At 69.4% G+C, this 25,724-nt stretch carries 22 protein-coding genes and 1 pseudogene; 7 read left to right on the top strand and 16 right to left on the bottom strand.

The window, feature by feature from the left end:
• Positions 1–20: 20 nt before the first annotated feature.
• From kduI to EZH22_RS13790, 5 genes are all read right to left on the bottom strand, one after another.
• The gene (gene kduI, locus EZH22_RS13810; protein ID WP_203196148.1) at positions 21–860 is read right to left on the bottom strand and encodes a 5-dehydro-4-deoxy-D-glucuronate isomerase; all 840 of its coding nucleotides are present in this window, start codon (positions 858–860) and stop codon (positions 21–23) included.
• Between the two features lie 71 nt (positions 861–931).
• On the bottom strand, positions 932–2,212 hold the full coding sequence (locus EZH22_RS13805) for a TRAP transporter large permease (protein ID WP_203196147.1): 1,281 nt from the start codon (positions 2,210–2,212) through the stop codon (positions 932–934).
• Positions 2,213–2,230: 18 nt separating this feature from the next.
• Entirely contained in the window at positions 2,231–2,797 is a 567-nt protein-coding gene (locus EZH22_RS13800) for a TRAP transporter small permease (RefSeq protein WP_231711473.1), read from the bottom strand.
• Between the two features lie 56 nt (positions 2,798–2,853).
• A complete protein-coding gene (locus EZH22_RS13795; RefSeq protein WP_203196146.1) occupies positions 2,854–3,834 on the bottom strand; it encodes a TRAP transporter substrate-binding protein in 981 nt (326 codons plus the stop codon).
• A gap of 121 nt (positions 3,835–3,955) precedes the next feature.
• Positions 3,956–5,488 (bottom strand): UxaA family hydrolase, encoded by a 1,533-nt coding sequence (locus EZH22_RS13790; RefSeq protein ID WP_203196145.1) that lies wholly within the window; start codon positions 5,486–5,488, stop codon positions 3,956–3,958.
• 121 nt (positions 5,489–5,609) lie between these two features.
• Here EZH22_RS13790 and EZH22_RS13785 point away from each other — a divergent pair, with 121 nt between their 5' ends.
• The 6 genes and pseudogenes from EZH22_RS13785 (at position 5,610) to cysG (ending at position 14,741) form a co-directional block, all read left to right on the top strand.
• The gene (locus EZH22_RS13785) at positions 5,610–6,398 is read left to right on the top strand and encodes a GntR family transcriptional regulator (protein ID WP_231711472.1); all 789 of its coding nucleotides are present in this window, start codon (positions 5,610–5,612) and stop codon (positions 6,396–6,398) included.
• 4 nt (positions 6,399–6,402) lie between these two features.
• Positions 6,403–7,815 carry a glucuronate isomerase gene (uxaC, locus tag EZH22_RS13780; protein WP_203196143.1) on the top strand — a complete coding sequence of 471 codons (1,413 nt, stop codon included), beginning with the start codon at positions 6,403–6,405 and terminating at the stop codon, positions 7,813–7,815.
• Positions 7,812–9,296 carry a mannitol dehydrogenase family protein gene (locus tag EZH22_RS13775; protein WP_203196142.1) on the top strand — a complete coding sequence of 495 codons (1,485 nt, stop codon included), beginning with the start codon at positions 7,812–7,814 and terminating at the stop codon, positions 9,294–9,296. The genes uxaC and EZH22_RS13775 overlap by 4 nt, the downstream gene beginning before the upstream one ends.
• A 79-nt stretch (positions 9,297–9,375) precedes the next feature.
• Positions 9,376–12,368: pseudogene (gene polA, locus EZH22_RS13770) on the top strand (DNA polymerase I).
• Between the two features lie 340 nt (positions 12,369–12,708).
• Positions 12,709–13,053, top strand: a complete 345-nt coding sequence (locus EZH22_RS13765; protein ID WP_203196141.1) for a RidA family protein — start codon at positions 12,709–12,711, stop codon at positions 13,051–13,053.
• Between the two features lie 191 nt (positions 13,054–13,244).
• A complete protein-coding gene (cysG, locus tag EZH22_RS13760) occupies positions 13,245–14,741 on the top strand; it encodes a siroheme synthase CysG (protein ID WP_203196140.1) in 1,497 nt (498 codons plus the stop codon).
• A 27-nt stretch (positions 14,742–14,768) separates the two neighbouring features.
• On the opposite strand, the gene EZH22_RS13755 is transcribed toward cysG, so the two are convergent.
• The 3 genes from EZH22_RS13755 to EZH22_RS13745 form a co-directional block, all read right to left on the bottom strand.
• Positions 14,769–15,515 (bottom strand): SDR family NAD(P)-dependent oxidoreductase, encoded by a 747-nt coding sequence (locus EZH22_RS13755; protein ID WP_203196139.1) that lies wholly within the window; start codon positions 15,513–15,515, stop codon positions 14,769–14,771.
• Positions 15,516–15,605: 90 nt separating this feature from the next.
• Positions 15,606–15,932, bottom strand: a complete 327-nt coding sequence (locus EZH22_RS13750) for a cytochrome c (RefSeq protein ID WP_231711471.1) — start codon at positions 15,930–15,932, stop codon at positions 15,606–15,608.
• Between the two features lie 58 nt (positions 15,933–15,990).
• Positions 15,991–17,076, bottom strand: coding sequence for a hypothetical protein (locus tag EZH22_RS13745; RefSeq protein ID WP_231711470.1), 1,086 nt, complete (start codon positions 17,074–17,076; stop codon positions 15,991–15,993).
• Between the two features lie 187 nt (positions 17,077–17,263).
• Here EZH22_RS13745 and EZH22_RS13740 point away from each other — a divergent pair, with 187 nt between their 5' ends.
• Positions 17,264–17,827 (top strand): nitroreductase family protein, encoded by a 564-nt coding sequence (locus EZH22_RS13740; RefSeq protein ID WP_203196138.1) that lies wholly within the window; start codon positions 17,264–17,266, stop codon positions 17,825–17,827.
• Between the two features lie 171 nt (positions 17,828–17,998).
• Here the strand turns inward: EZH22_RS13740 and cynS are convergent, their stop codons facing one another.
• The 8 genes from cynS to EZH22_RS13700 form a co-directional block, all read right to left on the bottom strand.
• On the bottom strand, positions 17,999–18,487 hold the full coding sequence (cynS, locus tag EZH22_RS13735; protein ID WP_203196137.1) for a cyanase: 489 nt from the start codon (positions 18,485–18,487) through the stop codon (positions 17,999–18,001).
• Between the two features lie 94 nt (positions 18,488–18,581).
• The gene (locus EZH22_RS13730; protein WP_231711469.1) at positions 18,582–19,508 is read right to left on the bottom strand and encodes an ABC transporter ATP-binding protein; all 927 of its coding nucleotides are present in this window, start codon (positions 19,506–19,508) and stop codon (positions 18,582–18,584) included.
• Positions 19,505–20,344, bottom strand: coding sequence for a nitrate ABC transporter permease (ntrB, locus tag EZH22_RS13725; protein ID WP_408647711.1), 840 nt, complete (start codon positions 20,342–20,344; stop codon positions 19,505–19,507). Before ntrB ends, EZH22_RS13730 begins: the two co-directional genes overlap by 4 nt.
• Positions 20,345–20,348: 4 nt before the next feature.
• Positions 20,349–21,713, bottom strand: a complete 1,365-nt coding sequence (locus tag EZH22_RS13720; RefSeq protein WP_203196134.1) for a CmpA/NrtA family ABC transporter substrate-binding protein — start codon at positions 21,711–21,713, stop codon at positions 20,349–20,351.
• A gap of 64 nt (positions 21,714–21,777) precedes the next feature.
• Complete coding sequence (locus tag EZH22_RS13715; RefSeq protein WP_203196133.1) at positions 21,778–22,956, bottom strand: NAD(P)/FAD-dependent oxidoreductase; 1,179 nt, start codon at positions 22,954–22,956, stop codon at positions 21,778–21,780.
• On the bottom strand, positions 22,953–23,567 hold the full coding sequence (locus tag EZH22_RS13710; protein ID WP_203196132.1) for a 2-hydroxychromene-2-carboxylate isomerase: 615 nt from the start codon (positions 23,565–23,567) through the stop codon (positions 22,953–22,955). Before EZH22_RS13710 ends, EZH22_RS13715 begins: the two co-directional genes overlap by 4 nt.
• A 17-nt stretch (positions 23,568–23,584) precedes the next feature.
• Positions 23,585–24,448, bottom strand: coding sequence for a sulfurtransferase (locus EZH22_RS13705; RefSeq protein ID WP_203196131.1), 864 nt, complete (start codon positions 24,446–24,448; stop codon positions 23,585–23,587).
• Positions 24,449–24,541: 93 nt separating this feature from the next.
• Entirely contained in the window at positions 24,542–25,663 is a 1,122-nt protein-coding gene (locus tag EZH22_RS13700) for an acyl-CoA dehydrogenase family protein (protein WP_231711468.1), read from the bottom strand.
• Positions 25,664–25,724: the final 61 nt, after the last annotated feature.

Genomic DNA, 25,724 nt, shown 5'->3' with positions numbered 1-25,724 from the left:
GGGAGAGGGAATGGCGGCGGTCACTTCAGCTCGCCCATGGGCACCATGTCCATGTCCGTATAGTCGATATTGTCGCCGCCCATGCCCCAGATGAAGGTGTAGGCCCGCGTGCCGCAGCCGGAATGGATGGACCAGGGCGGGGAGATCACCGCCTGCCCGTCCGCCACCACGACGTGGCGGGTCTCGTCCGGCTCGCCCATGAGATGAATGACGCGGGCGTCCGCCGGCAGGTCGAAATAAAGGTACACCTCCGAGCGGCGGTCGTGCACATGACAGGGCATGGTGTTCCACACATTGCCCTCGTCGAGCTGGGTCATCCCCATGACCAGCTGGCAGGAGGTGACCACGTCCGGATGGATCATCTGGTAGATGGTGCGCTTGTTGGCGGTGGCGGTGTCGCCGAGCGGCATCCGCTTCGCCTCGGCGATGCGGACCACCTTCGTCTCGTAGCGCGCATGCGCGGGGGTGGAGAGCAGATAGAAGCGGGCCGGCGCATCCGGATCGTCGGAGGCGAACACCACCTCCCGCGTCCCCATGGGGACGTAGAGGGCATCGCGGTGGCCGAGGGGATGGGCCACGCCGTCCACGCTCACTGTTCCCGCACCGCCGATGTTGAAGACACCGAGCTCGCGCCGGTCGAGAAAGTTGGGTGAGCCGATGGTGGCCTTGTCGCTCTCCAGCTTCAGCGGCACCGAGGCGGGGGTGGCGCCGCCGATGACGAAGCGCTCCACGTGGGAGTAGGTGAGCAGCACCTTGCCGGGCTCGAACAGCCGCTCCACCAGGTAGTTGCGCCGCAGCGCCGCGGTGTCGAAGCCCTTGGCCGCGTCCTGGTGGTGCACGTGGCGCACGTCGATCATCATATGGCAACCTCGCAAGGGGGATGGCGGGCGGACGCCCGGAAAAGCTCCGAAGACGGGGCCGGATCAGGCGGTCAGCGGAACACGGACGGCAGCCAGAGCGACACCGCCGGCACGTAGGTGACGATCATCAGCACCGCGATGGAGGCACCGAAGAAGGGCCAGATGGTCTTCATCGCCTCGCCGATGGTGATCTTGCCCACGGCGCAGCCCACGAACAGCACCGAGCCCACCGGCGGCGTGTTGAGGCCGATGCCGGCGTTCAGGATCAGGATCACCCCGAAATGCACCGGATCGATGCCGAAGGCCTTCACCAGCGGCAGGAAGATGGGGGTGCAGATGATGATCATCGGCGCCATGTCCATGAAGGTGCCGAGGATGAGCAGGATGATGTTGATCAGCAGCAGGATGACGTAGGGGTTGGACGACAGCGACTGCATCAGCTCAATGGTCGCCTTCGGCACCTGCAGGAAGGCCATGAGCCAGCCGAAGGAGGCGGCGGTGCCGATCACCAGCAGCACCATGGCGGTGGTGCGCACCGCGCCGAGCGTCGCGTCCACGAAGCCGGACCAGTCCATCTCCCGATAGACCAGGGTGGTCACGAGGATGGCATAGACCACGGCGATGCATGAGCTTTCCGTCGCCGTGAAGATGCCGGAACGCACCCCGCCGAAGATGATGCCGATGAGCAGGATGCCCGGCACCGCCGCCACCACCGCGCGCAGCACGGCGTACCAGCCCGGGAATTCGCCGGCCGGATAGCCGCGATTGCGCGCCACCACATAGGCGGTGATCATCAGCGCGGCGGCCAGCAGCAGGCCGGGCACGATGCCCGCGGTGAACAGATCGGCGATGGAGATGGTGCCGCCCGCCGACAGGGAATAGATGATCATGTTGTGGGACGGCGGGATCATCAGGGCGATGATGGCCGCGTTCACCGTCACGTTGACCGCATAGTCCTTGGCATAGCCGTGGCGCGCCATCTGCGGGATCATGATGCCGCCGATGGCCGAGGCGTCCGCCACCGCCGAGCCGGAAATGCCGCCGAACAGGGTGGAGGCCACCACGTTCACCTGGCCGAGCCCGCCGCGCAGGTGGCCAACGAGGCTCGCCGCCATGCCGATGAGGCGGTCGGCGATGCCGCCGCGCATCATCAGGTCGCCGGCGAAGATGAAAAACGGAATGGCCAGCATGGAAAAGGCGTTCATGCCGGAATTGAGCTGCTGGAACACCACCACCGGCGGCAGGTCCATGTAGAGCACCGTCGCCAGCGAGGCGAGGCCGAGGCAGAAGGCGACCGGGGTGCCGATGAGCAGCAGCAGCGCGAACACGCCGAACAGGATGGTGATGGCCATGGATCTATCCTTCCCGCGTCATTCGACGGTGTGCACGTGCCCGAGCGGCACCTCGGGGACGCGCTTCTCGGTGAGGTCGGTCAGGAGCCGCTCGAAGGAGAACAGGCAGATGAGGAAGCCGCCGCCCACGAGCGGCAGGTAGTCCACGCCCTGGGGCAGGTCGATGCCCGCCATCTTGGCGCTCCAGGTGCCCATGGCGAGGTCCCAGCCATACCAGGCCATGGCGCCGCCAAACGCCATCACCAGCACGTGGGTGGTGATCTCCATGGCCCGGCGCACAGGGGGGCTGGCGAAATGCAGGCCGATCTCGAAGCCGAGATGCATGCCCTCGCGCACGCCCACCGCCGCGCCGAGCAGGATGAACCAGCTCATCAGCAGCAGCGACAACGGCTCGGTCCAGCTCGGCGAGGCGTTGAGGATGTAGCGGCCGATGACCTGCCAGAACACGGCGGCCGTCATGGCCACGAGGCCCGCGCCGGAAATCCAGAGGGCGACGTGGGACAGGAGCCTGACCACGTGCCTCAGCATGAGGAGGCCGGAGAATTCACCCATGGACTCCCGTTCCTTCAAGGTGTGCTCGCTCATGCGAAACCCCATCCTGCAGGCCGCGCCGGGCCAGGCGGCCCGGCGCGGCGCGCGCTTCAGTCGACCGCGCGGATGCGGGCGACGAGGTCCTTCATCTTGTCGGTGGTGACGAACTTGTCGTAGACGGGCTTCATGGCGTCGATGAAAGGCTTCTTGTCCACCTCGTTGATGATGGCGCCGCCCTTGATCACCCGCTCCTTGGACTCGGCGTCCCGCTTGGCCCAGAGCTCGCGCATCTTCTTGGTGGCCTCCAGGCCCGCCTCCTTGAACATCTTCTGCTCGTCGGCGCTCAGCTTGTCCCAGGAGCGCTTGGACATGACGAAGACCTCGGGGGCGAGCGAGTGCTCGGTGAGCGAATAATACTTCGCCACCTCGTAGTGCTTGACCGAGTCGTAGGAGGGATAGTTGTTCTCCGCCCCATCCACCAGGCCGGTCTGCAGCGCCGAATAAAGCTCACCGAACGGCATGGGGGTCGCGTTGGCGCCCAGGGCATTGATCATGCCGATGAAGAGATCCGACTGCTGCACCCGGATCTTCATGCCCTTCATGTCGTCGAGGGTCTTGATCGGCTTCTTGGAATTGTACATGGAGCGCGCGCCGGAATCGAAGAAGCCCAGCACCACGAGGCCGTGCGGCTCGAACGACTTGGCGATCTCGGCGCCGATGGGGCCGTCCACCACCTTGTACATGTGCTCCACGGAGCGGAACAGGAACGGCATGCCGAGCACCGCCGTCTCCGGGATCAGGTTGTTGAAGGGCGCGGTGTTGATCCGGTTGAGGTCGATGACGCCGAAGCGCGTCTGCTCGATGGTGTCCTTCTCGCCGCCGAGCTGGCCGGCATAGAATACCTGCACCTTGTACTTGCCGTTCGTCTTCTTCTCGATGATCTCGCCGAAATACTTCACCGATTCCACGGTGGGATAGCCGTCCGGATGGATGTCGGCCGAGCGCAGCGTGGTCTGGGCGAGGGCCGCCGGCGCCGCGAGAAGCGCGGCCGCGGCGACGGCGAGGAGGGGCAGGCTTCGGCGTGACAGCATTGGCGTTCTCCCTGGTGTTTTGCGTATTCCAGCGGCCTTTCCGGCCTTTGTCGCGGACGCGCCCGGAGGCGCGCGCCGCGGTGTTGCGCAGGCCGGCGCGCCGCGCCGGCCCCGCGTGTCGTCACATCACGGCGCCGATCTGCCAGGGCACGAACTCGGCGTCGCCATATCCCAGCGCCTCCGACTTGGTGCGCGCGCCCGAGGCGACGGCCAGCACCGCATCGAAGATCTCGCGGCCCTTCGCCGGAAGCGGCACGCCGTCGAGCACGTCGCCGCAGTTGATGTCCATGTCCTCCTCCATCCGGCGATAGATGTCGGAATTCGTGGCGAGCTTGATGGACGGCGCCGGCTTGCAGCCGAAGGCGGAGCCCCGGCCGGTGGTGAAGCAGATGACATTGGCGCCGCCCGCCACCTGGCCGGTGGCGGCCACCGGGTCGTAGCCCGGCGTGTCCATGAAGACGAAGCCGTGCGCGGTCACCGGCTCGGCATATTCATAGACGGCCCTGAGGGTGGCCGATCCGCCCTTGGCGGCAGCGCCCAGCGACTTCTCGAGGATGGTGGTGAGCCCGCCCGCCTTGTTGCCGGGGGAGGGATTGTTGTTCATCTCCCCCGCATTGCGGGCGGTGTAGTCCTCCCACCAGCGGATGCGGGCGACGAGCTTCTCGCCCACCTCCCGGCTGGCGGCGCGGCGGGTGAGCAGGTGCTCGGCGCCGTAGATCTCCGGCGTCTCGGAGAGGATGGAGGTGCCGCCATTGGCCACCAGCAGGTCGGAGGCGACCCCCAGCGCCGGGTTGGCGGTGAGGGCCGAATAGCCGTCCGAGCCGCCGCACTGGAGGGCCAGCACGATCTCGGAGGCCGGCCGCGTCTGGCGCCGGGCGGCGGCCGCCTTCGGCGCCATTTCCCTGAGCATGCCGAGGATGTGCTCCACGGTGCGCCTTGTGCCGCCCTCGTCCTGAATGGTGAGGGTGCGGAAGCCCTCCGCCTCCTGCACCCCATACTCGGACTTGAAACGGGCGATCTGGAACATCTCGCAGCCGAGCCCCACCATGACCACGGCGGCGAAATTGGGATGGGTGGCATAGCCCCACAGGGTGCGGGAGAGCACATCGTAGCCCTCCCCCTTGGAGGCCATCCCGCAGCCGGTGCCGTGGATGATGGGCACGATGCCGTCGATACCGGGAAAATCCGCCAGCAGCCCGGCACGCTCGGCCGCCTGCGCCGCAAACCGCGCCACCGAGGCCGAGCAGTTCACGCTGGTGAGGATGCCGAGATAGTTGCGGGTACCGGTGCGCCCGTTGGAACGGAGATAGCCCTGGAAGGTCGCGCGCTCCGCCTCGGGGACCAGGACATCCTCTTTCGCGTCGGCGGCGAAGGCGTAGTCGCGGGCGAAATCGTGCAGCACCACGTTGTGGGTATGGATGTGGGCGCCGGGCGCGATGGGTGCGGCGGCGAACCCGATGACCTGGCCGAACTTGAGCACCGGAGCGCCTTCGGAGATCGCCTCCAGCGCGAACTTGTGCCCCCTGGGAATGCGCGCGAGCGCACGCACGCCGGCCACGGGAGCGCCCGCGGGCACCTCGTCCAGAGCCACGGCCACGTTGTCCTTCGCCGACAACGCCAGGACGCGAGGCGCCGTGCCGATTATCGCTTCCACCAAGACGCTCCTCCCTCGCGGCCGGGTTCCGGCTCCGGCGCCTTCGTTGACGCTTTTGATATGCTAATATATTAGTATGCGAAGCACCGCAAGAGCGGCGCGGGATGGGGAGGCGGCGGGCGTGGCGGATCTCAGGCGCAAGTTGGCCACCCGCGGCGAGAATGTCCGCGCGGTGCCGGCCTCGGCCCGCATCCACGCGGCGCTGCGCGACGAGATCGTCGCCATGACGCTCCCCCCCGGCGGCGCCCTGCAGGAAAAGCAGATCGCCCTCGCCTACGGCGTCAGCCGCACGCCGGTGCGCGAGGCGATCCTGAAGCTCGCGGACGAGCGCCTGGTGGACATCTTCCCCCAGTACGGCACCTTCGTCTCGCGCATCTCGGTGCCGGAGGTGCGCGACGCCATGGTCATCCGCAACGCGCTGGAGCGCACCACGGTGCGCGAAGCCGCCGCGCGCGTCGCCGCGGCCCCGTCGGCGGACCGCCGGGCGCTGGTGGCGCCCCTCCACACCCATCTGCGCCAGCAGCGGGAGGCGCACCGGGCGCGGGCACTCACCGATTTCCATGCGGCCGACGAGGACTTCCACCAGGCCATCGCCGAGCTGGCCGGGCACCCCAACATCTGGCGGGTGATCCGGCAGGAGAAGACCCACGTGGACCGCTGCCGCCTGCTCACCCTGCCCTCGCCCCAGCGCCGCTCCTCGGTCATCGCCGAGCACGCGCTGGTGGCGGACGCCATCGCGGCCGGGGATGCGGATGCGGCGGAGAAGAACATGGCGGCCCATCTCGGCCGGGTCATCCCCAGCGTGGAGGCCCTCGTCGCCGCCCATCCCGATTATTTCGAGCAGGGCCCCGATCCCGCCGTCGCTGCGAACGAGGCCGCCGAACCGCCACTTGTCGCGAAAGCGAGGTAAGTCCTTGTCCCCGCTCCTTCATCCCGACCGACTCTTCCCCGCCGACCCGTCCGCGCGCGCCGTCGCCCGCCGGCTGTACGGGGAGGTGGAGGCCTTGCCCATCGTCTCGCCCCACGGCCACACCGACCCGCGCTGGTACGCGCGCAACGCGCCCTTCCCGGACCCCGCGAAGCTGTTCGTGGTGCCAGACCACTACGTCTTCCGGATGCTCTACAGCCAGGGCATCCCCCTGGAAAAGCTGGGCGTTCCCCGCAGCGACGGCGGCGAGACCGAGCAGGATGGGCGCGCCATCTGGCGGCTGTTCGCCGCCAACTACCACCTGTTCCGTGGCACCCCCACCCGCCTGTGGCTGGACCACGCCTTCGCCACCCTGTTCGGCCTCGGCGAGCGGCTGTGCGCCGAAAACGCCGATGTCACCTACGACCTCATCGCCGGCAAGCTGGAACAGGACGCCTTCCGCCCGCGCGCCTTGTTCGAGCGCTTCAACATCGAGGTGATCGCCACCACCGAGAGCCCCCTCGACGACCTCGCCGCCCACGCCGAGATCCGCGACAGCGGCTGGAGCGGACGCGTGGTGACGGCCTATCGGCCCGACCCGGTGGTGGATCCGGAGTTCGAGGGCTTTTCCGCCAACCTCGCGCGGTTCGGCGAGCTGACGGGGGAAGACACCTTCTCCTGGTCCGGCTACCTCGAAGCGCACCGCAGGCGGCGGGCCTTCTTCAAGACCTATGGCGCCACCTCCACCGACCACGGCCACCCCACCGCCGCCACCTTCGACCTGCCGCGTGAGGAGGCGCAGGCCCTGTTCCGGCGGGTCACCGGCAACGCCCCCGTGAGCGCCGGGGATGCCGAGCTGTTCCGCGGCCAGATGCTCACCGAGATGGCGCGCATGAGCCTGGAGGACGGCCTGGTGATGCAGATCCATCCCGGCGCCGTGCGCAACCACAACGGCCAGGTGTTCGCCCGCTACGGCCGCGACAAGGGGGCCGACATCCCCTCCCCCACCGAATATGTGCGCGCGCTGAAGCCGCTGCTCGACCGCTTCGGCAACGCGCCGGAGCTCACGCTGATCCTCTTCACCCTGGACGAGACCACCTATGCCCGCGAGCTGGCGCCCCTGGCCGGACATTATCCGGCGCTCAGGCTCGGCCCGGCCTGGTGGTTCCACGACAGCCCGGAGGGCATGAAGCGATTTCGCGCCATGACCACGGAGACCGCCGGTTTCTACAATACGGTGGGCTTCAACGACGACACCCGCGCCTTCCCCTCCATCCCGGCCCGCCACGACGTGGCCCGGCGCATCGATTGCGGCTTCCTTGCCGAGCTCGTCACCGAGCACCGGCTCGACGAGGACGAGGCGGTAGAGGTGGCGCGCGACCTCGCCTACGGCCTCGCCAAGAAAGCCTACCGGCTGTGAGCGGCGCACGGCTGTCCCTCGCCAGCCTCGCCCATGTGCCCGCCCCCGTGCGCCGCCCCGGCTATGACGTGGCGGCGGCGCAGGTGGGCGTGGTGCATCTGGGCGTCGGCGCCTTCCACCGGGCGCACCAGGCGGTCTACCTCGACGACATCCTCGGCCGCGGCCATGCGGGCTGGGCGGTGGCAGGCGCCAGCCTGCGCTCGCCCAACACATCCGATGCCCTCGACCCGCAGGACGGCCTCTACGCCCTCGTCACCCGCTCCGGGGAGGGCGACCGCCTGCGGGTGATCGGCTCCCTGCGCCGCCTGCTCGTGGCGCCACGCGAGCCGCAGGCGCTGCTCGCCGCCATGACCGACCCGGCGGTGCGCATCGTCACCCTCACGGTGACCGAGAAGGGCTATTGCCACGATCCCGCCGCCGGCACCCTGGACGAGGGCCACCCGGACATCCGCGCCGACCTCGCCGATCCCGAGCGCCCGGTGAGCGCGCCGGGCTTTCTGGTGGAGGCGCTGCGCCGGCGCCGTGCCGCTGGTATCGCCCCCTTCACCGTCCTGTGCTGCGACAACCTGCCGGCAAACGGCCGGACCGTGGCGCGGGTCGTCGCCCGCCTCGCCGCCTTGCGCGAGGCCGACCTCGGGCGGTTCGTGGAAGGCGAGGTGGCCTTCCCCTCCACCATGGTGGACCGCATCGTCCCCGCCACCACCGACACGGTGCGGGCCCTGGTGGCGGACGGACTGGGGATGGAGGACGCGTGGCCGGTCTCGGCGGAACCGTTCAGCCAGTGGGTGGTAGAGGACCATTTCCCCCTCGGCCGGCCGCCGCTGGAGGAGGTGGGCGTCGAGCTGGTGCCGGATGTCGCCCCCTACGAGCACATGAAGCTGCGCCTGCTCAACGGCGCCCATTCCACCATGGCCTATCTCGGTGCCCTCGCCGGCTACGCCCATATCGCCGACGTGATGGCGGCGCCGGCCTTCGCCCGCCTGGTGGAGCGGCTGCAGGACGAGGAGATCACCCCGACCCTGCATCTGCCCGCCGGCGTGGACGTGGGCGCCTACAAGCGCGCCCTGCGCGAGCGCTTCCGAAACCCGGCGCTGAAGCACCGCACCTGGCAGATCGCCATGGACGGCTCGCAGAAGCTGCCGCAGCGCCTCGTCGCCCCGGCGCGGGACCGGCTCGCCGCCGGCGCGCCCATCCCGCTCCTCGCCTTCGCCATCGCCGGCTGGATGCGCTACGTCACCGGCCGCGACGAGCACGGCACGCCCATCGAAGTGCGCGACCCCCTGGCGGGCCGGCTGCGGGCGCTCGCCGACGCGGCCGGTCCCGATGCCGACCGCCTCACGCCCGCCCTCCTCTCGGTGCGCGAGGTGTTCGGGGACGACCTGCCGGCCGATCCCCGATTCGCCGGGCCGGTGCGCGCGGCGCTCGGCCGGATCCTCGCCGGCGGCGTGGCGGCGAGCGTCGCGGAGACGGTGGCGGGCTGAGGGAGAAGGCGTCGCCCGCGCCCCTTGTTCGGCGCGCCCCCCTCGGGCATCGTGCGCGCCTCATTCAGGCGGACCGCACATGTCTCCTTCTCCCCGACCCCTCAAGCCCGGTGACCACGTCTTCCTGGTGGATGGGTCCTCGTTCGTCTTCCGCGCCTACTTCCAGTCCATCAACCAGGACCGCAAGTACAATTTCCGCTCGGACCGCCTGCCCACCGGCGCGGTGCGGCTGTTCTGCACCAAGCTGTTCCAGTTCGTGCGCGACGGGGCGGTCGGCATCAAGCCGACCCACCTCGCCATCATCTTCGACAAGTCGGAGGACAGTTTCCGCAAGGAGCTCTATCCCGACTACAAGGCCAACCGCTCCGACCCGCCGGACGAGCTGATCCCGCAGTTTCCGCTCATGCGCGAGGCGGTGCGCGCCTTCGGCCTCATCCCGGTGGAGCAGGCGCGCTACGAGGCGGACGACCTCATCGCCACCTATACCGACCAGGCGGTGAAGGCAGGGGCGGAGGTGCTGATCGTCTCCGCCGACAAGGACCTGATGCAGCTCATCGGCCCGAACGTCGCCATGTACGATCCCGCCTCCGGCGAGAGCGGCGGGCGCGGGGCACGGCCGGAGCGGCGCATCGGCCTCGGCGAGGTGGTGGAATATTTCGGCGTGCCGCCGGAAAAGGTCACCGACGTGCAGGCGCTGGCGGGCGACTCGACCGACAATGTGCCGGGCGTGCCCGGCATCGGCATCAAGACCGCCGCCCAGCTCATCGGCGAATATGGCGACCTGGAGACGCTGCTTTCCCGCGCGTCCGAGATCAAGCAGCCCAAGCGGCGCGAATCGCTCCTGGGCAATGCGGAGGCGGCGCGCATCTCCAAGCAGCTGGTGACGCTGGTGCGCGACGTGGCGGTGGAGGTGCCCCTCGACGATCTGGTGCTGGAGGCGCCCGACGCCCGGCAGCTCATCGCGTTCCTGAAGGCCATGGAATTCACCACCATCACCCGCCGCGTGGCCGAGGCCTATGGTGTCGAGGCGGGAGAAGTGGAGCCCGACCCGAGGCTCGCCCCTAAGGGCGACCTCTTCGGCCCCGGCCCCGAGGCGGACGCTGCCGCGCCGGGGGCACGGCGTCCGGCGGGACGGCTGCACAGGCGTCCGCGGACACGCCGAAGGGCACCCTCAACCCGTCCGACCTCGCCCAGGCCCGCGCCGGCGAGGCCCGCGCCACCCCAGTGGACCGCAAGGCATACCGCACCATCCTCGACCTCGCCGAGCTCAAGGCGTGGTGCGCCAAGGCCGCCGACCAGGGGCTCGTCGCCTTCGACACCGAGACCACCTCGCTGGACCCCATGCAGGCGGATCTGGTGGGCGTCTCGCTGGCGCTCTCGCCCAACGAGGCCTGCTACATCCCCCTCGCCCATCAGGGCGCCGGGGACGGGCTGTTCAGCGAGGGACTGCTGCCGGGCCAGATCCCGTTCGCCGACGCCATCGCCGCGCTGAAGGGCGTGCTGGAGGACAAGGGCACGCTGAAGGTCGGGCACAATGTGAAGTACGACCAGCTCATCCTCGCCCGCCACGGCATCGAGGTCGCGCCCATCGACTGCACCATGTGCATGTCCTACGCGCTGGACGCGGGGCGCAACGGCCACGGCATGGACGAGCTTTCGGTCCTCCACCTCGGCCACCAGCCCATCGCCTTTTCGGAAGTCACCGGCAAGGGCAAGGCGCAGATCACCTTCGACAAGGTGGCGCTCGACACGGCCACCGCCTATGCCGCCGAGGATGCGGACGTCACCCTGCGCCTGTGGCGGGTGCTGAAGCCGCGCTTGGCGGCGGAAGCGCGGACCACGGTCTACGAGACGCTGGAGCGCCCGCTCATCCCGGTGCTGGCGCGCATGGAGAGCCGGGGCATCTCCATCGACAAGGCGATGCTGGCGCGCCTCTCCTCCGAGTTCGCGCAGGGCGCGGCGCGGATCGAGGATGAGATCGCGGAACTTGCCGGCGAGCGGCTGAACGTGGGCTCGCCGAAGCAGATGGGCGACATCCTGTTCGGCCGGATGGGGCTTCCCGGCGGCACCAAGACCGCCACCGGCATGTGGTCCACCAAGGCCACCGCGCTGGAGGAACTGGCCGAGGCCGGGCACAAGCTGCCGCAGAAGATCCTGGACTGGCGCCAGCTCTCCAAGCTCCGCTCCACCTATACGGACGCGCTGCCCAATTTCGTCCACCCGCAGACCAGGCGCGTCCATACATCCTATGCGCTCGCCGCCACCACCACCGGGCGCCTGTCCTCGTCCGACCCCAACCTGCAGAACATCCCCATCCGCACCGAGGAGGGCCGGCGCATCCGCCGGGCGTTCGTGGCGGAGGACGGCAACCTGCTCGTCTCGGCGGACTATTCGCAGATCGAATTGCGGCTGCTGGCCGAGATCGCAGAGATCCCCGCGCTCCGGCAGGCCTTCACCGAGGGCCTGGACATCCATGCCATGACCGCATCCGAGATGTTCGGCGTGCCGGTGCAGGACATGCCGGCCGAGATCCGCCGTCGGGCCAAGGCGATCAATTTCGGCATCATCTACGGCATCTCCGCCTTCGGCCTCGCCAACCAGCTGGGCATTCCGCGCGATGAGGCAGGCCAGTACATCAAGCGCTATTTCGAGCGCTTCCCCGGCATCCGCGACTATATGGAGGAGACCAAGACCTTCTGCCGCGAGCATGGCTACGTGGAAACGCTGTTCGGCCGGCGCTGCCACTATCCCGACATCGCGGCGAAGAACCCCTCCATCCGCGCCTTCAACGAGCGCGCCGCCATCAATGCCCGCCTCCAGGGCACGGCGGCGGACATCATCCGCCGGGCCATGATCCGCATGGAGCCGGCGCTCGCGAAGGCCGGGCTCGAAGCCCGCATGCTGCTGCAGGTGCACGACGAGCTTGTGTTCGAGGTGCCTGCCGGCGAGGCGGACGCGACCATCCCGGTGGTGCGCCACGCCATGGAGACCGCGGCCAGCCCCGCCGTCACCCTCGCGGTGCCGCTGAAGGTGGACGCCCGCGCCGCGAAGAACTGGGAAGAGGCGCACTGAGGCACTCCGCGCATCCCTGCCCACCGCAGCGAAGCTGAAGGAGAGCGGGGACCCGGCGTCAAAACGCTCGCGCAGCGGGCGATGTGTTGGATCGCCGGATTATGGAAGCGCCTTCGGCGGTCTCTTGCTGGGCTCCCGAACCGTCGTCGCCCTCCGGCTTTGCCGGAGGGCCCATGCTCTGGCCGGGCATCACGCCCGGCGGCGGGACGGATGCTCCGGTCAAGCCGGAGCATGACGGCGGTTGAGCTGTCCACCACCGATTGGCCGGCGACGTTCCCCCGGTTGACGCATCCGCCCCCCAAGCTGCTAAACACCTCCCCCGCAACGAAAGGACCGATCCATGAGCATCGAGAGGCTCGACAAGGGCCGCCGCATGAGCGAAGCCGTGATCCACGGCAACACCATCTACCTCGCCGGCCAGGTGGCCGAGGGCGCGGACGTGGCGAGCCAGACCCGCGGGGTCCTCGCCTCCATCGACAGCCTTCTGGCCCGTGCCGGCACCGACAAGTCGCGCATCCTCTCGGCCACCATCTGGCTTTCGGACATCGCCAACTTCGCCGACATGAACGCCGTGTGGGACGCCTGGGTCGACCAGGAGAATCCGCCCGCCCGCGCCACCAGCGAGGGCAAGCTGGCGGCACCCAAGTATCTGGTGGAGATCATCATCGTCGCCGCCCGCGACTGAAGGATGCCGGTGGGACCGTCACGCCGGGCCTCGTGCCGGGCATGATGGTCCCAACCGCGTGCAGGCCCAGCCGCGTGCAGGCTCGCGAAGGCCACGACCGGGCATTCCACCCCGCCCCGACGCGCGCGTTGATCGCCGGCGCGCCGCGCCGTACGCTTCGAAACCAGAGCCTCTCAGGAGCATCTTTCCCCATGGCCGCCACCGGCCCCGACACCCCCTCCTCCCGCGCGCCGCGCCACACCGGCCATGCGCGCATGGAGCAGATCGCCCGCCTGCCCGTCTTCTTCGGCCTCGAGGGGCGGCGGGTGCTGGTGGCGGGGGGTGGTGAGCCCGCGGCCTGGAAGGCCGAGCTGCTGTCCGCCGCCGGCGCGCGGGTGGAGGTGATCGCCCCCCAGGTGTGCGAGGACCTGTGGCGCCTCGCCGGGGCTCCCCCGCACGGCCCCATCGCCATCCATGTGCGCGCGTGGCACGCGGACGACCTCGACGGCGCCGTCCTCGCGGTGGCCGACGGCGAGGACGAGGGTGAAGCCGCGCGGTTTTCCGCCGCCGCCCGCGCGGCGGGGGTGCCGGTGAACGTGGTGGACCGCCCGGCCCTCTCCGACTTCACCTTCGGCGCCATCGTCAACCGCTCGCCCCTCGTGGTGGGCATCTCCACCGACGGCGCGGCGCCGGTCTTCGGCCAGGCGGTCCGGGCCAAGATCGAGGCGCTGCTGCCCACGGGCTTCAAGGCCTGGGCGCTGGCGGCGAAGACCTGGCGCCATCAGGTCACCGCGCGCGGCCTGTCGCACCATGCGCGCCGCGCCTTCTGGGAGCGCTTCGCCGCGAAAGCCCTCGCCGAGCCCAACCGCGCGCCCGACGACGACGACCGCGCCGCCTTGTTCAATGCCATCGAGACCGAAGGCGCGGCCGCGCATTCCGGCTCGGTGGTGCTGGTGGGCGCGGGTCCGGGCGACCCCGAGCTGCTGACGCTCAAGGCGGTGCGGGCGCTGCAATCGGCGGACGTGGTGCTCTATGACGACCTCGTCTCGCCCGCCATCCTCGATTTCTCCCGCCGCGAGGCGAGGAAGATGCTGGTGGGCAAGACCGGCTACGGCCCCTCCTGCAAGCAGGACGACATCAACGCCCTGATGGTGGACCTCGCCCGCGAAGGCCGCCGGGTGGTGCGCCTGAAGGGCGGCGAGCCCATGATCTTCGGCCGCGCCGGCGAGGAGATCGCCCATTGCCGGGCGGCGGGCGTGCCGGTGGAGGTGATCCCCGGCATCTCCGCGCCGCAGGGCGCGGCGAGCCGGCTCGTCACCTCCCTCACCCATCGCGACCACGCGCGGCGGCTGCAATTCGTCACCGCCCATGCCCGCGACGGCAAGCTGCCGAAGGACCTCGACTATGGCGCCCTGTCCGACAAGGCGGCGACCACGGTGGTCTACATGCCGCGCCGGACCCTGCCGGACCTGGTGCGCAACCTGATGGCCGCCGGCATCGATCCCGCGACCCCCGCGGTGGCGGTGTTCTCGGTGACGCGGCCGGAAGAGAAGGTGGTCATGGGCCGCGTCGCCACCCTCGCCGAGGACGTGGCCCGCGCCGTGGACGCGGGCGCCGAGGGGCCGTGCCTCGTGCTCTACGGCCATGCTTTGGCCGAGCTGGGAGCCGGCGTGCTCACGCCGCCGGCCGGCGCGGCAGCGGCGGGCTGACGCGAGGGAGGCCTCCCCGCCCCACGTTCAGGACGGCAGGTGGAAGTCCAGCAGCCGGCCCTGCGGGAAATCGTAGAGCCGGCCGGTCTCGGTGAAGCTCGGCAGGCACAACGGCAGGATGCCGGCGGCCGCGGCCTCGGGGGGCGGCAGGCTCATCGGGTCTTCGCCGGGAAAGGCCTTGGCGCGCATCAGGGTGCGGATGGGGCCGGGATTGAACAGGTTCACCTTGAGATTTCCGGTGATGCTCTCCGCCGCCCAGGTGCGGGCCATCGCTTCCAGCCCGGCCTTGGTGATGGCGTAGGGGCCCCAATAGGCCCGCGCCTTGTGCGCCGCGCCGGAAGAGATCATCACCGCCCGCCCGGCGGGCGACAGCTTCAGCAGCGGATCGAAGGAGCGCACGCAGCGCCAGTTGGCGGTGAGGTTCACCGCCACGGCGTTGTCCCAGTCCTTCGGGTAGACATGGCCCAGCGGCGACAGCGGGCCGAGCACGCCGGCATTGGCCACGAACACGTCGAGCCGGCCGTAGCGCTCGAACAGCGCGCCGCCGAGGCGATCGGTGCCGTCTGAATCCTTGAGGTCCAGCGGCACCAGGGTGGCGGTGCCGCCCACGGCGCGGATGGCGTCGTCGATGTCCTGGAGCCCGCCCTCGGAGCGGCCCACGGCCACCACATGGGCGCCCGCCGCCGCGAGGGCGACGGCGGTGGCCGCGCCGATGCCGCGGGTGGCGCCGGTGACGAGGGCGATTTTATCGGCGAGCGGCCGTTCGGCGGTCATGGGCGATCCAGAGCGATTATCCTGGGCGCTTTCTTTCAGAAAACCGCCGCGGTTCCAAGCCCGGCCGTCGCGCCGGCCCCGCGCGGCCCCCTATCGCTTCAGCGCGGCAAAATAGGCTGCAAGGTCGGCGGCCTCGGTGCGGTTCAGCGAGACCTGCGGCATCTGCGGGTGCGGGAGCAGCAGGCGGAAGGCGAGCCAGGGACCGGAGATGTCCCCGTCCCGCGCGGCGATGGCGGGAAAGGTCGGGGCGTCGGTGGTGCCGCGCGTGGCGTCCACCGCCACCACGTGGCAGTTGGCGCACAGACGCTCGGCAAGGACACGGCCGGCGGCGGCATCCGCCGCCCGTGCCGGAACCTCTCCAGCAAGGAGGAGGGCGAGAGCGGCCCCCGCGAGCGTCAGCCTCAGGTCAGATCTCACGATGCCCGCCTTTCATCACCGGTGAACGCCGCCCGCGCCGAACCGCGACGGGCGGGGATCAGCGCAGCAGCACTTCCAGTTCCTGGTCCTTGCCGGCTTCCACCTTGAAGTCGCGGTTGTAGTTCTTGCCGTCCTTGCGGGCGATGGCGGTGTAGTCGCCCTCCCCGAGGACGAAGGTGGGGAAGGCGCCGATGGATTCCTTGATGGTGTCGCCGCCAGGGGTGATCACCGTCCACTGGGTGTCGGCGAGCGCCTCGCCGGCCGGCACCTTCACCAGCTTCAGGACGATCTGCGCCGCGCGATGGTGCACGGTGGCGTCGGTGAGCTTGCCCGGCTGCACGTTCACGTCGGCGCGCACCACCGCATTGGCGTCGCCGTAGGTGGACACCACATGGTAGGTGCCCTCCGGCAGCAGCACCACCTCGCCGGCGCTGGCGCCCCGATAATAGGGCTGGCTGGAGGTCCGCCCCTGCAGGAACGAGCCCTCGAAGATGTCGAAGGTGAGCTTCTGCGCCGGGATGGGCTTGTCGTTCACGTCCGCTGCGAGGCGCAGGGCGCCCGCCGGCATGTCGAAGGCCTGCCGGCGCGAGACCGGCCCCACCTGCACCCGCTGGGCGGTGGTGGCGAAGCCGAAGGCCACGTGGACGATATAGCCGCCGGGCGTGAGGAAGAAGACCGGCGAGGCCTCCGAGCTCTCGGCCACGAGAGGGAAGGCCCCCGAACTCTCCGGCTGGTCGGCGAAGACACGCCAGATGAGCCCGCGCGGCACCGGCGCGCCCTCCGTCCCGAAGCGGGCATAAAGGCCCAGCGCCGACTTGCCGGCGGGCGCCGCGGGCAGCACCGCGTGCGGCTCGCGCGCCGACGACCCGCCGCCGGGCGGCGCGAAGGGCGCCGCGGGAGCCCCCGGGCCGGGCGCCTGGAGCACCGGGCGGGGGGCGCCGGGCGGCGGCGCGAACGGGCCGGCGGCGGATGGGGCCGACTGGCCTCCCAGGAATTGCATGCTCTGCGCCGCTGCGCCGGCGGGCGACAGCAGCAGCACCGCGGCGAGCAGCGCCGCAGCGCGCCGCGTCGCCTGCCGACGCCACAGCGAGCCGGCGCGGGGGACGGCGGAAACGGACGAAAATGCGCGGGTGAGGCGGTGCATTCATCTCACCTGCACAAAATTCAGGGCGGATTCAAGTCAGGGCGGATTCACGCCGGGATCAGCGCGCCCGCCTGCCGGAGCGGAAAGCCGGGCGGCGGTTCAAACGCGGTGCGCTTGCCATTATAGAGAGGAGCGCCCGCCGCGCCTTTCCTTGTCGTCTCCCCTTTCTTGCAAGAGCTTTTCCACGATGCCCGATGCCCTCGACCTGCTCGCCACCCGCCGTTCCTCCCGCATCATCGACCTGGTGGAGCCTGGCCCCTCCGGCGCCGACCTCGACACCATCCTCACCATCGCCGCCCGCGTGCCGGACCACGGCAAGCTCACGCCGTGGCGCTTCCTCGTTCTGGAGGCCGACGGCCGTGCCCGCGCCGGCGCCGCCCTGGCGCAGGTGCTGAAGGCGGCCGATCCCGCCACACCGGACAAGCGCCTGGAGGACGAGGCCGGCCGCTTCCTGCGCGCCCCGGTGGTGGTGGCGGTGATTTCGCGCGCGGCGCCCCACGTGAAGATCCCGGAGTTCGAGCAGCTCATGTCCGCCGCCGCCTGCTGCCAGAACATGCTGCTCGCCGCCGCCGCCCTGGGCTACGGCGCCACCTGGATCAGCGAGTGGCCGGCCTATGACGCCGATGCCCGCGCCGCCCTCGGCCTCGCCGCCGACGAGCGCATCGTCGGCTTCATCTACATGGGCACCGCCACCCAGAAGCTGGAGGACCGCCCGCGCCCCGATCTGTCGCAGGTGGTGACGCGGTTCTGAGAACGCCGCCGCCCGGCGGCCTCGGGGCCAGCCGGGAAAAAGGTTCAGCTCCGCTCCGACAGGCCCCCCGTGTCTTGCCGGCGGCCGCGCATGGATGCCCGGGACAAGCCCGGGCATGACGGTCGGTCGGTGGCACGGGCCAAAGGCGCCGGTCGAATTTCCAACCCGCCCTCAGCTCTCCTTGAAGCCGTAGTCGGGGATGCCCTGCTCGTTGCCGTAATACTTGTAGGGCAGGAACTTGCCGGACATGGTGATCTGCACCCGATCACCCTTGGGATTGGGCTCGCGCACCATCTCCATGTTGAAATCGATGGCGGACATGATGCCGTCGCCGAACTCCTCCTCGATCAGCGCCTTCCAGGCCGGCCCGTTCACCATCACCAGCTCGTAGAAGCGGTAGATCAGCGGGTCGGTGGGCGGCATGGGCGTGCCGGCGCCGCGCATGGGCACCTCGTTCAGCATGCGCTCCTCGACCTCCGAGAGGGAGAACAGGGCGGCGGCCTTCGCCGCCAGCGGCTTCACCAGCTTCATCTGGCCGAGCAGCGCGCCGACCACAAGGACCGGCGACATGCCGCCGATCTCCTCGCAGATATACTTCCAGGTCCAGCCCTTCTCGCGCTTGATGTCGAGGATCTTCTCGGTGAGTTCTTCGCGCTTCATTGGGTCTTTTCTCCACTCTTGTCAGTCGATCGATGGGCCGGCCGGCTGCCTCACGCGCCCGTCCGCTCACTCGCGTCCCTTCACTCACGTCCGTTCACTCACGTCCCTTGGCGAGCGCCGGGAAGGGGATGGTATTGGCGGGCGGCGGCTCTGGCGCCGCGCCGAGGCGCACCTGCGGCGGATGGCGCGGGTCGTAGTCCTGCGGCTTCTCGTCCCTGAAGGTGCGGCTGCGGGCGACGAGGAAATCCACCAGGTGATTGCGCACCGTGTAGTAGTCCGGCTCGCGATGAATGGTATCGCGGGCGCGCGCGGCCGGCAGCGGGTTCTCGACCACCTCGGCGACCATGGCCTCCGGGCCGTTGGTCATGAGCACGATCTTGTCGGCGAGGTAGATGGCCTCGTCCACGTCATGGGTGATCATCACCACCGTCTGCCCGGTGGACGTGCAGATGCGCCGCACCTCGTCCTGCAGGGTGCCGCGGGTGAGCGCGTCGAGGGCCGAGAACGGCTCGTCCATGAGCATGATCTTGGGCTCGATGGACAGCGCGCGGGCGATGCCCACCCGCTGGCGCATGCCGCCGGAGAGCTCCGCCGGCTTCTTGTGCTCGCTGCCCCTGAGTCCGACGAGGTCGATGCAGCGTTTCGCCCGCTCCTCCACCTCGGCGCGGGACGCCTTGCGCCAGCGGGAAGAGACGGCATAGGCCACGTTGCCGAGTACGCTCCGCCACGGCAGCAGCGCGTGGCCCTGGAAGATGACGGCACGGTCGAGGCTGGGGCCGGAGATGGCCTGCCCGTCCACCACCACCACGCCGTCCGAGGGCTGCTCCAACCCGGCGAGGATGTTGAGCACGCTCGTCTTGCCGCACCCCGAATGGCCGATGATGCAGACGAACGCGCCGCGCGGCACCTGGAGCCACAGGTTCTCGAAGATGGTGGTGGCCCCGCCCCCCGGCGCCGGATAGCGCCGGGCGATGCCCTCGATGGAGATGAATTTGGGGTCGCTCTCGGCCACGGCGCTCACTCCGGGAAGGTGACGCGGCGCTGCAGGCGCGCCAGGATCAAGTCGAGCACCATGCCGACGACGCCGATGAGCAGGATGCCCACGATGACATTGGCGATGGAGAGGTTGTTCCATTCGTTCCACACGAAATAGCCGATGCCGGTGCCGCCCACGAGCATCTCCGCCGCCACGATGACGAGCCAGGCGATGCCGATGGAGATGCGCATGCCGGTGAGGATGGTGGGCGCCGCCGCCGGCAGGATCACCGTGAAGGCCCGCCGCCACGGCCCGACTTCCAGCGTGCGGGCGACGTTGAGCCATTCCTTGCGCACCGCTCCCACCCCGAAGGCGGTGTTGATGAGCATGGGCCAGACCGAGCAGATGAAGATGACGAAGATGGCCGAGAGGGACGAATCCTTGATGGTGTAGAGGGCGAGCGGCATCCAGGCCAGGGGCGAGATGGGCTTGAGCACCTGGATGAACGGGTCCAGCGCCCGGTAGGCGAGCGGCGACATGCCGATGAGAAAGCCCACCGGCACCGCCACCAGCACGGCGATCGTATAGCCGAGCGCCACCCGGCCGATGGAATAGAGCAGCTGGAGGCCGAGCCCCTTGTCGTTCGGCCCGTTGTCGTAGAAGGGCCGCTTCAGGTTGTCCCAGAGCTTTTGCGCCACGTCGAGCGGCCCCGGCATGGCGGACTTCGCCCCGACCGTCTGGATGCCCATGAGCTTGGCATATTCCGGATCCAGCGCCGGCCCCGAGCTCGCGCCCGGGGTGACGGCGATCTGCCAGAGCGCGCAGAAGGCGACGAACAGCAGCACCGAGAGAAAACCGGCGCGCAGGCCGAGGCTCTTCATCACGTCAGCTCCGCTTGATGGCGAAGGAGGCGACGTATTCCGCGGGCTTTTGCGGATCGAACACCTTGCCCATCACCGAGAACGACTTGGAAGTGGTGGCGGGCGGGGTCAGCCCCATCTCCTTCATCACCTTGGCCGCGTCGGTGGCGAGGAACACCTGGTTGGCCACGCTCTGGTAGTCCACCTCGCCCTTGATCTGCCCCCAGCGCTTCATCTGGGTCAGCATCCACACGGCGAACGAATCCCACGGGAAGGGATCGAAATCGACGCGCTTGGGGTCGTCCTTGATGTTGCCGAGGCCGTCGGCATACTTGCCCACCAGCACCTGCTCCAGCACCACCGGGGGCGCGTTGAGATAGGCGGCCGGGGCGATGGCCTCGGCGATGGCCTTGCGGTTCTCCGCCTTCGAGGCGTAGCCGGTGGCGTCCACGATGGCCCGCAGCAGCGCCGCATAGGTGTTGGGCATGGTGGCGATGAACTCCTTGCTGGCCGCGAACGAGCAGCAGGGATGGCCATCCCACATGGTTTTCGACAGGGAATGGATGAAGCCGACGCCATCGAACACGGCGCGCTGGGCCACATTGTCCGGGGCGAGGAAGCCGTCGATGTTCTCGGCCCGCAGGTTCGCCACCATCTCCGGCGGCGGCACCACGCGCAGCTGCACGTCGGTGTCCGGATCGATGCCGTTCTCCGCCAAAAGGTAGCGCAGCAGGTAATTGTGCATGGAGAAGTCGTAGGGAATGGCGAGCTTCATGCCCTTCCACGACTTCACGTCCATCTTGTCCTTGTGCTTGATGCCGAGGGTGAAGGACTGGCCGTTGATGTTCTCGATGGCCGCCGCCACGAACGGGATCGGGTTGGAGCCCAGCCCCTGCGAGATGGCGAGCGGCATGGGCGCCAGCATGTGGGCGGCGTCATATTCCTTGTTGATGGTCTTGTCCCGGATCACCGCCCAGCCGGCGGTCTTCACCACCTCCACGTTGAGGCCGTGCTTGGTATAGAAGCCCATGGGATGCGCCATGATGATGGGGGTGGCGCAGGTGATGGGGATGAAGCCCACCTTGAGGTCGGTCTTCTCCGGCTTGCCGGTGGCGGCGAAGGCCTCGGTGGCCGCATCCAGCGGGAAGAAGGTGGCGACCGCCGCCGCCGCCGTGGAGGCGCCCACTGCCTTCAGGAAGGCCCTGCGCTTCATGTCATTGGGGAACAGCGCCCGCATGAGGCCCGAGGCCACCACGTCGCGATAGCGCGCCTCGTCGCCGAGCCCGGCCGCCCGCTCCGCCGCGGCATGCTCGTCCGGCGTCGCATGGCGCCCGCACAGGCAGCGGCCGAGCTTCGACTTCAGCGAGAACGGGTTCGAGAACATCGACATCAGGGCTCTCCGTGCGGAAATTTCGGGTGGATGACGCTATGGAAGGGCAATGGCCGTGCCACCCCTACCCGGGCACGGGCAGGGGTGGTGGCGCGACCAGCGCCTTGCGGGCCAGCATGTGGCTCTTGGGGTCGTTGACGGAGCAGACCGCGAGCAGGCGATCCCCCGCGAAATACCGCACGCAGAAGCGACCGGCTGCGATGTCGCCCTCGCATTCGGTACGGTCGAAGCCGTCCAGGAGGCCGGCGATCTGAAGCTTCACATCATATTGGTCGGACCAGAACCACGGCACCGGATCGTATGCAACCGTACTCCCGGTGATTGTTTTTGCGGCAGACTTGGCCTGGTCGATGGCATTCTGCACGGATTCCAGGCGTACACGACGCCCGTACAGAGTGCTTGGAAAGGAGGCAACATCCCCGGCAGCGTAAATGTCGGGCGCGCTGGTGCGCGTCGCCGCGTCCACCCGGATGCCGTTCTCCAGGGCGATGCCGGCCTCCGTGGCCAGTTCCGCATTGGGCACCGCGCCCACGGCGGACAGCACGAGGTCCGCCGGCAGGATCCGCCCGTCCGCCAGTTCCACGCCGGTCACCCGGTCGGTGCCGGTGATCCGCGTCACCCCCATGCCGGTGAGCACGGCGACGCCATGGCCTACATGCAGGTCACGGGCGAAATCCGAGATGGTGGCGCAGGCGACGCGGGCGAGCAGCCGCTCCTGGCCTTCCACCACGCTCACGTCCAGGCCGAGCTTGCGCGCCTTGGCCGCCACCTCGAGGCCGATATAGCCGCCGCCGATGATCACCAGCCTCGCCCCCGGCAGGGCCGCGGCGCGGAAGTGCTTCACGTCGTCGATGGAGCGGATGGAGAAGACCCCCGGCAAGTCCGCCCCCGGCACCGGCAACGCGCGGGCGCGGGTGCCGGTGGCGATCAGCAGCGCGCCGTAGGTGAGGTGTGATCCATCGGCCAGATCCACCCGCTTCTCGGCCGGATGGATGCGGGCGACACGGACGCCAGTGCGCACCTGCGCGCCCGCATCCGCATAGAATTTCGGTGCCTTCAGCTCCAGCCGGTCCTCGGTCATCTCGTCGCCGAGATAGGCCTTCGACAGAGGCGGGCGCTGGTAGGGCAGATACGGCTCGTCGCCGAGCACCACGATGTCGCCGGCATACCCTTCCGCCTTCAGGGAGGTGACGGCCTGGGCCGCCGCCTGCCCCGCGCCGACGATGACCACGGGCGCGCTCATTGCGCCGCCTCCGCCGGTGCCCCGGCCAGCGCCTCGGCGAGGAAGTCCAGCCGGTCCTGGCCGAAATAGAGCTCCCCATCGACCACATAGGAGGGCGAGCCGAACACGCCGGCGGCTATGGCCTCCGCGGTGTTGCGCGCGACCCGCTCGGCCGCCTCCACGCTGTCGGACAGCTCGGCGAGGTGCGCGCCGTCGAGGCCGACCTCGTCGGCGAGGCGGACGAGGGTGGCCCGCTCGGAAATCTGGAGGTTGCGCGCCCACACCGCGCCGAGGCAGGCGCCGATGAGGTCGGTGGCATCGATGCCCTGAAGCATTGCCGCCGCGATCAGGCGGCAGGCGGGCAGCGTATCGGTGGGCCAGAAGGCCGGCTCGGTGTTGATCGAAATGCCGGCGCGCTTCGCCCAGCGCACGATGTCCACCTTGCGATAGGCGTTGCGCACCGGCGACTGCTTGGCCGGGGCGGTGGAGCCGCCCTCGGCGAAGACTTTCAGGATGTCCACGGGCCGCCACAGAATGGCGGCGCCGTGCGCCCGCGCGATGGCGACGAGGCGCGCGTGCCCCAGATAGGCATAGCCCGATTGCGGGCTGAAATAGCAGGTAATCTCGGGCACGGCGGGGCTCCTTCGGTTCAGGCCGTGGCCGCCGCCGGATGCCCCTCCTCGATGGGGAGCGCCGGATCGCGCGACCATTCGTTCCAAGAGCCAAAATACATCTTCACGTCCTTCACCCCCGCCTCTTTCAGCGCGAGGAAGGTGTTGGAGGCCCGCGCCCCTTTGAAGCAGTAGAGATAGACGGGTGTGTCGGGTGAAATGCCCACGGTGGCGCATTCGGCCAGGATCTCGGGCGCCGACTTGAAGCGCGGGCCGTCCGCCGTGGGCTTCATCATGCGGTACCACTCGATCCACCGGGCGCCGGGGATGCGTCCCTTGCGGGGGCAGAAGTCCTTGCCATAGGGGGACGAGCTCTCGCCGATCCACTCGTCCACGTCGCGCACGTCGAGCTTGGCGATGGCGGCATCCTCCACTGCGGCGAGCATGGCGGCGGCGTCGATGACCACCGCGCCGGCGGCCTCGTCCACCGGGAAGGCGGCTGCCTTCGGCTCCGGCAGGTCGATGGAGACCGGCAGGCCCACCGCGTTCCAGGCGTCGAAGCCGCCGTGCAGCACCTTGATCTTGGGGTAGCCCAGGAAGGTGAGCAGGAAATAGCCGCGGCAGGACTGGCCGAAGCCGGAATTCATGGACTGCTCGTAGATGACCGCCGTTTCCCTTCCCGAGAGGCCGGCCTTGCCGAAGGCGTCGGCGAACTTCTCGCGCAGCTCGGCATAGCCCTCGGGGGTGGAGGTGGCGAGGAAGGTGAAGATCTCATGCAGGTTCACCGCGCCGGGAACATGCCCGGCCGCATAGCTTTCCGGGTTCCGCGTGTCGATGACGACCGTGGGCTCGGACAGGATCAGCTTGGAGAGCTCGGACGGCGAAATCAGGATTGCGCTCATGGTAATCCCCTCTCGAAGGATGGATGACGAAACGAACCGGAAGGTCGGAGGCTTCGCGCCCCTCGGCGTGTTGGAAGGAAAGCGGGCCGGCGCTCAGGCCGGCATCTGGTCCAGCATCAGGCGCAGCTGCTTGGTGGCCGGCGTGACGATGGCGACGAAATAGGCCTCGCGCAGGCGGCGCTGGCAGCGGTGGGCACGCACATAGCCGCGGGCGCCGCAATGGAGCATGGCGTTGTGCGCCGCCTCGACGCTCTTCTCCCCGGCGAGGAGCCGGGCGGCGACCACCCGGCGCCAGTATTCAGGGCTGGTGTCGTAGGGCGTCTCGGCGAGGGCGTTCACCTCCGCCTCGATGCCGGCGAGGGTCTCGGCCAGGGCGTCCGGCTGCGTCTCCAGGAAGCGGTTCACGTGGCCCAGCGGCCCCTCCACCTCGCGCATCATGGCGACGGCGTCGCGCATGAGGCCGATGGCCATGCCGGCCTGGAGCAGGATGAAGCCGGCGCGCATCTTCTTCACGAAGGCCATGGCCTCGTGCGCCAGCACCATGTCGTCGGGGACGAACAGATCGCGCACCTGCACGCCGTAGGTGCCGGTGCCGTCCATGGAGAGGAAGGGCTCGCACGGCTTCAGCGTCACAGCCGGGTCGGCGCAGTCGATGAGGGCCATCACCGGCTCGGCGCCGTCGACGGCGAAGATGGCGCCGAAGAAGTGGTCGGGCCCGAGGTTGGACACCCAGGGCAGGATGCCCTTTACCTTGTAGCCCCCGTCCACCCGGGTGCCCTTCAGCTTCAGCGTCTCGATGCCGAAGAAGGACTTCATGGGATTGGAGAGCGCGGTGCCGCCCAGCACGTGGCCGGTGGCGGCGGCGGCGAGGTACTTTGCCTTCGCGGCCGCATTCTCGGAGTTGATCAGGTACCAGACCAGCGTGTTCTGGCACCAGGCCATGAAGCCGGTGGAGGTGCAGACCTCCGAGATGCGGCTCATGCCCTCGATGGCGCTGCCCAGCCGGTGCCCCTCGCCGAGATGCAGGCGGAAGGCCCCGGCATCGGCGAAGCGATGCAGCAGGGTGGCGGGATAAGTCCCCTCGTCGATGGCGCGGGCCCAGGCGGACAGGTCGGTAACCGCGATCTTGCCGATCTCGGCGAGCGCCGCGGCGGAATCGAGGTCGGATGCGGACAATTCATGCGGCGACAAGGCGGACACGGCGGTCGATGGCATGGCAATCCCTCTGGCTGAAATTCCCTTGGTGGACCCCGGCAACACGGACCGGCATGCCCGG

This window comes from Xanthobacter dioxanivorans (genome assembly GCF_016807805.1).
GTDB classification, from domain to species: domain Bacteria; phylum Pseudomonadota; class Alphaproteobacteria; order Rhizobiales; family Xanthobacteraceae; genus Xanthobacter; species Xanthobacter dioxanivorans.
This window is presented reverse-complemented; position numbering and strand designations above follow the sequence as displayed.

Coding starts and splice junctions, on each gene's coding strand:
- EZH22_RS13720 (WP_203196134.1), bottom strand. CDS start 21,713: ATGTCGATGTTCTCGAACCCGTTCTCGCTGAAGTCGAAGCTCGGCCGC.
- EZH22_RS13740 (WP_203196138.1), top strand. CDS start 17,264: ATGCCCGATGCCCTCGACCTGCTCGCCACCCGCCGTTCCTCCCGCATC.
- EZH22_RS13715 (WP_203196133.1), bottom strand. CDS start 22,956: ATGAGCGCGCCCGTGGTCATCGTCGGCGCGGGGCAGGCGGCGGCCCAG.
- cynS (WP_203196137.1), bottom strand. CDS start 18,487: ATGAAGCGCGAAGAACTCACCGAGAAGATCCTCGACATCAAGCGCGAG.
- EZH22_RS13800 (WP_231711473.1), bottom strand. CDS start 2,797: ATGAGCGAGCACACCTTGAAGGAACGGGAGTCCATGGGTGAATTCTCC.
- EZH22_RS13755 (WP_203196139.1), bottom strand. CDS start 15,515: ATGACCGCCGAACGGCCGCTCGCCGATAAAATCGCCCTCGTCACCGGC.
- cysG (WP_203196140.1), top strand. CDS start 13,245: ATGGCCGCCACCGGCCCCGACACCCCCTCCTCCCGCGCGCCGCGCCAC.
- EZH22_RS13700 (WP_231711468.1), bottom strand. CDS start 25,663: ATGCCATCGACCGCCGTGTCCGCCTTGTCGCCGCATGAATTGTCCGCA.
- ntrB (WP_408647711.1), bottom strand. CDS start 20,344: ATGAAGAGCCTCGGCCTGCGCGCCGGTTTTCTCTCGGTGCTGCTGTTC.
- kduI (WP_203196148.1), bottom strand. CDS start 860: ATGATGATCGACGTGCGCCACGTGCACCACCAGGACGCGGCCAAGGGC.
- EZH22_RS13795 (WP_203196146.1), bottom strand. CDS start 3,834: ATGCTGTCACGCCGAAGCCTGCCCCTCCTCGCCGTCGCCGCGGCCGCG.
- EZH22_RS13805 (WP_203196147.1), bottom strand. CDS start 2,212: ATGGCCATCACCATCCTGTTCGGCGTGTTCGCGCTGCTGCTGCTCATC.
- EZH22_RS13745 (WP_231711470.1), bottom strand. CDS start 17,076: ATGCACCGCCTCACCCGCGCATTTTCGTCCGTTTCCGCCGTCCCCCGC.
- EZH22_RS13705 (WP_203196131.1), bottom strand. CDS start 24,448: ATGAGCGCAATCCTGATTTCGCCGTCCGAGCTCTCCAAGCTGATCCTG.
- EZH22_RS13765 (WP_203196141.1), top strand. CDS start 12,709: ATGAGCATCGAGAGGCTCGACAAGGGCCGCCGCATGAGCGAAGCCGTG.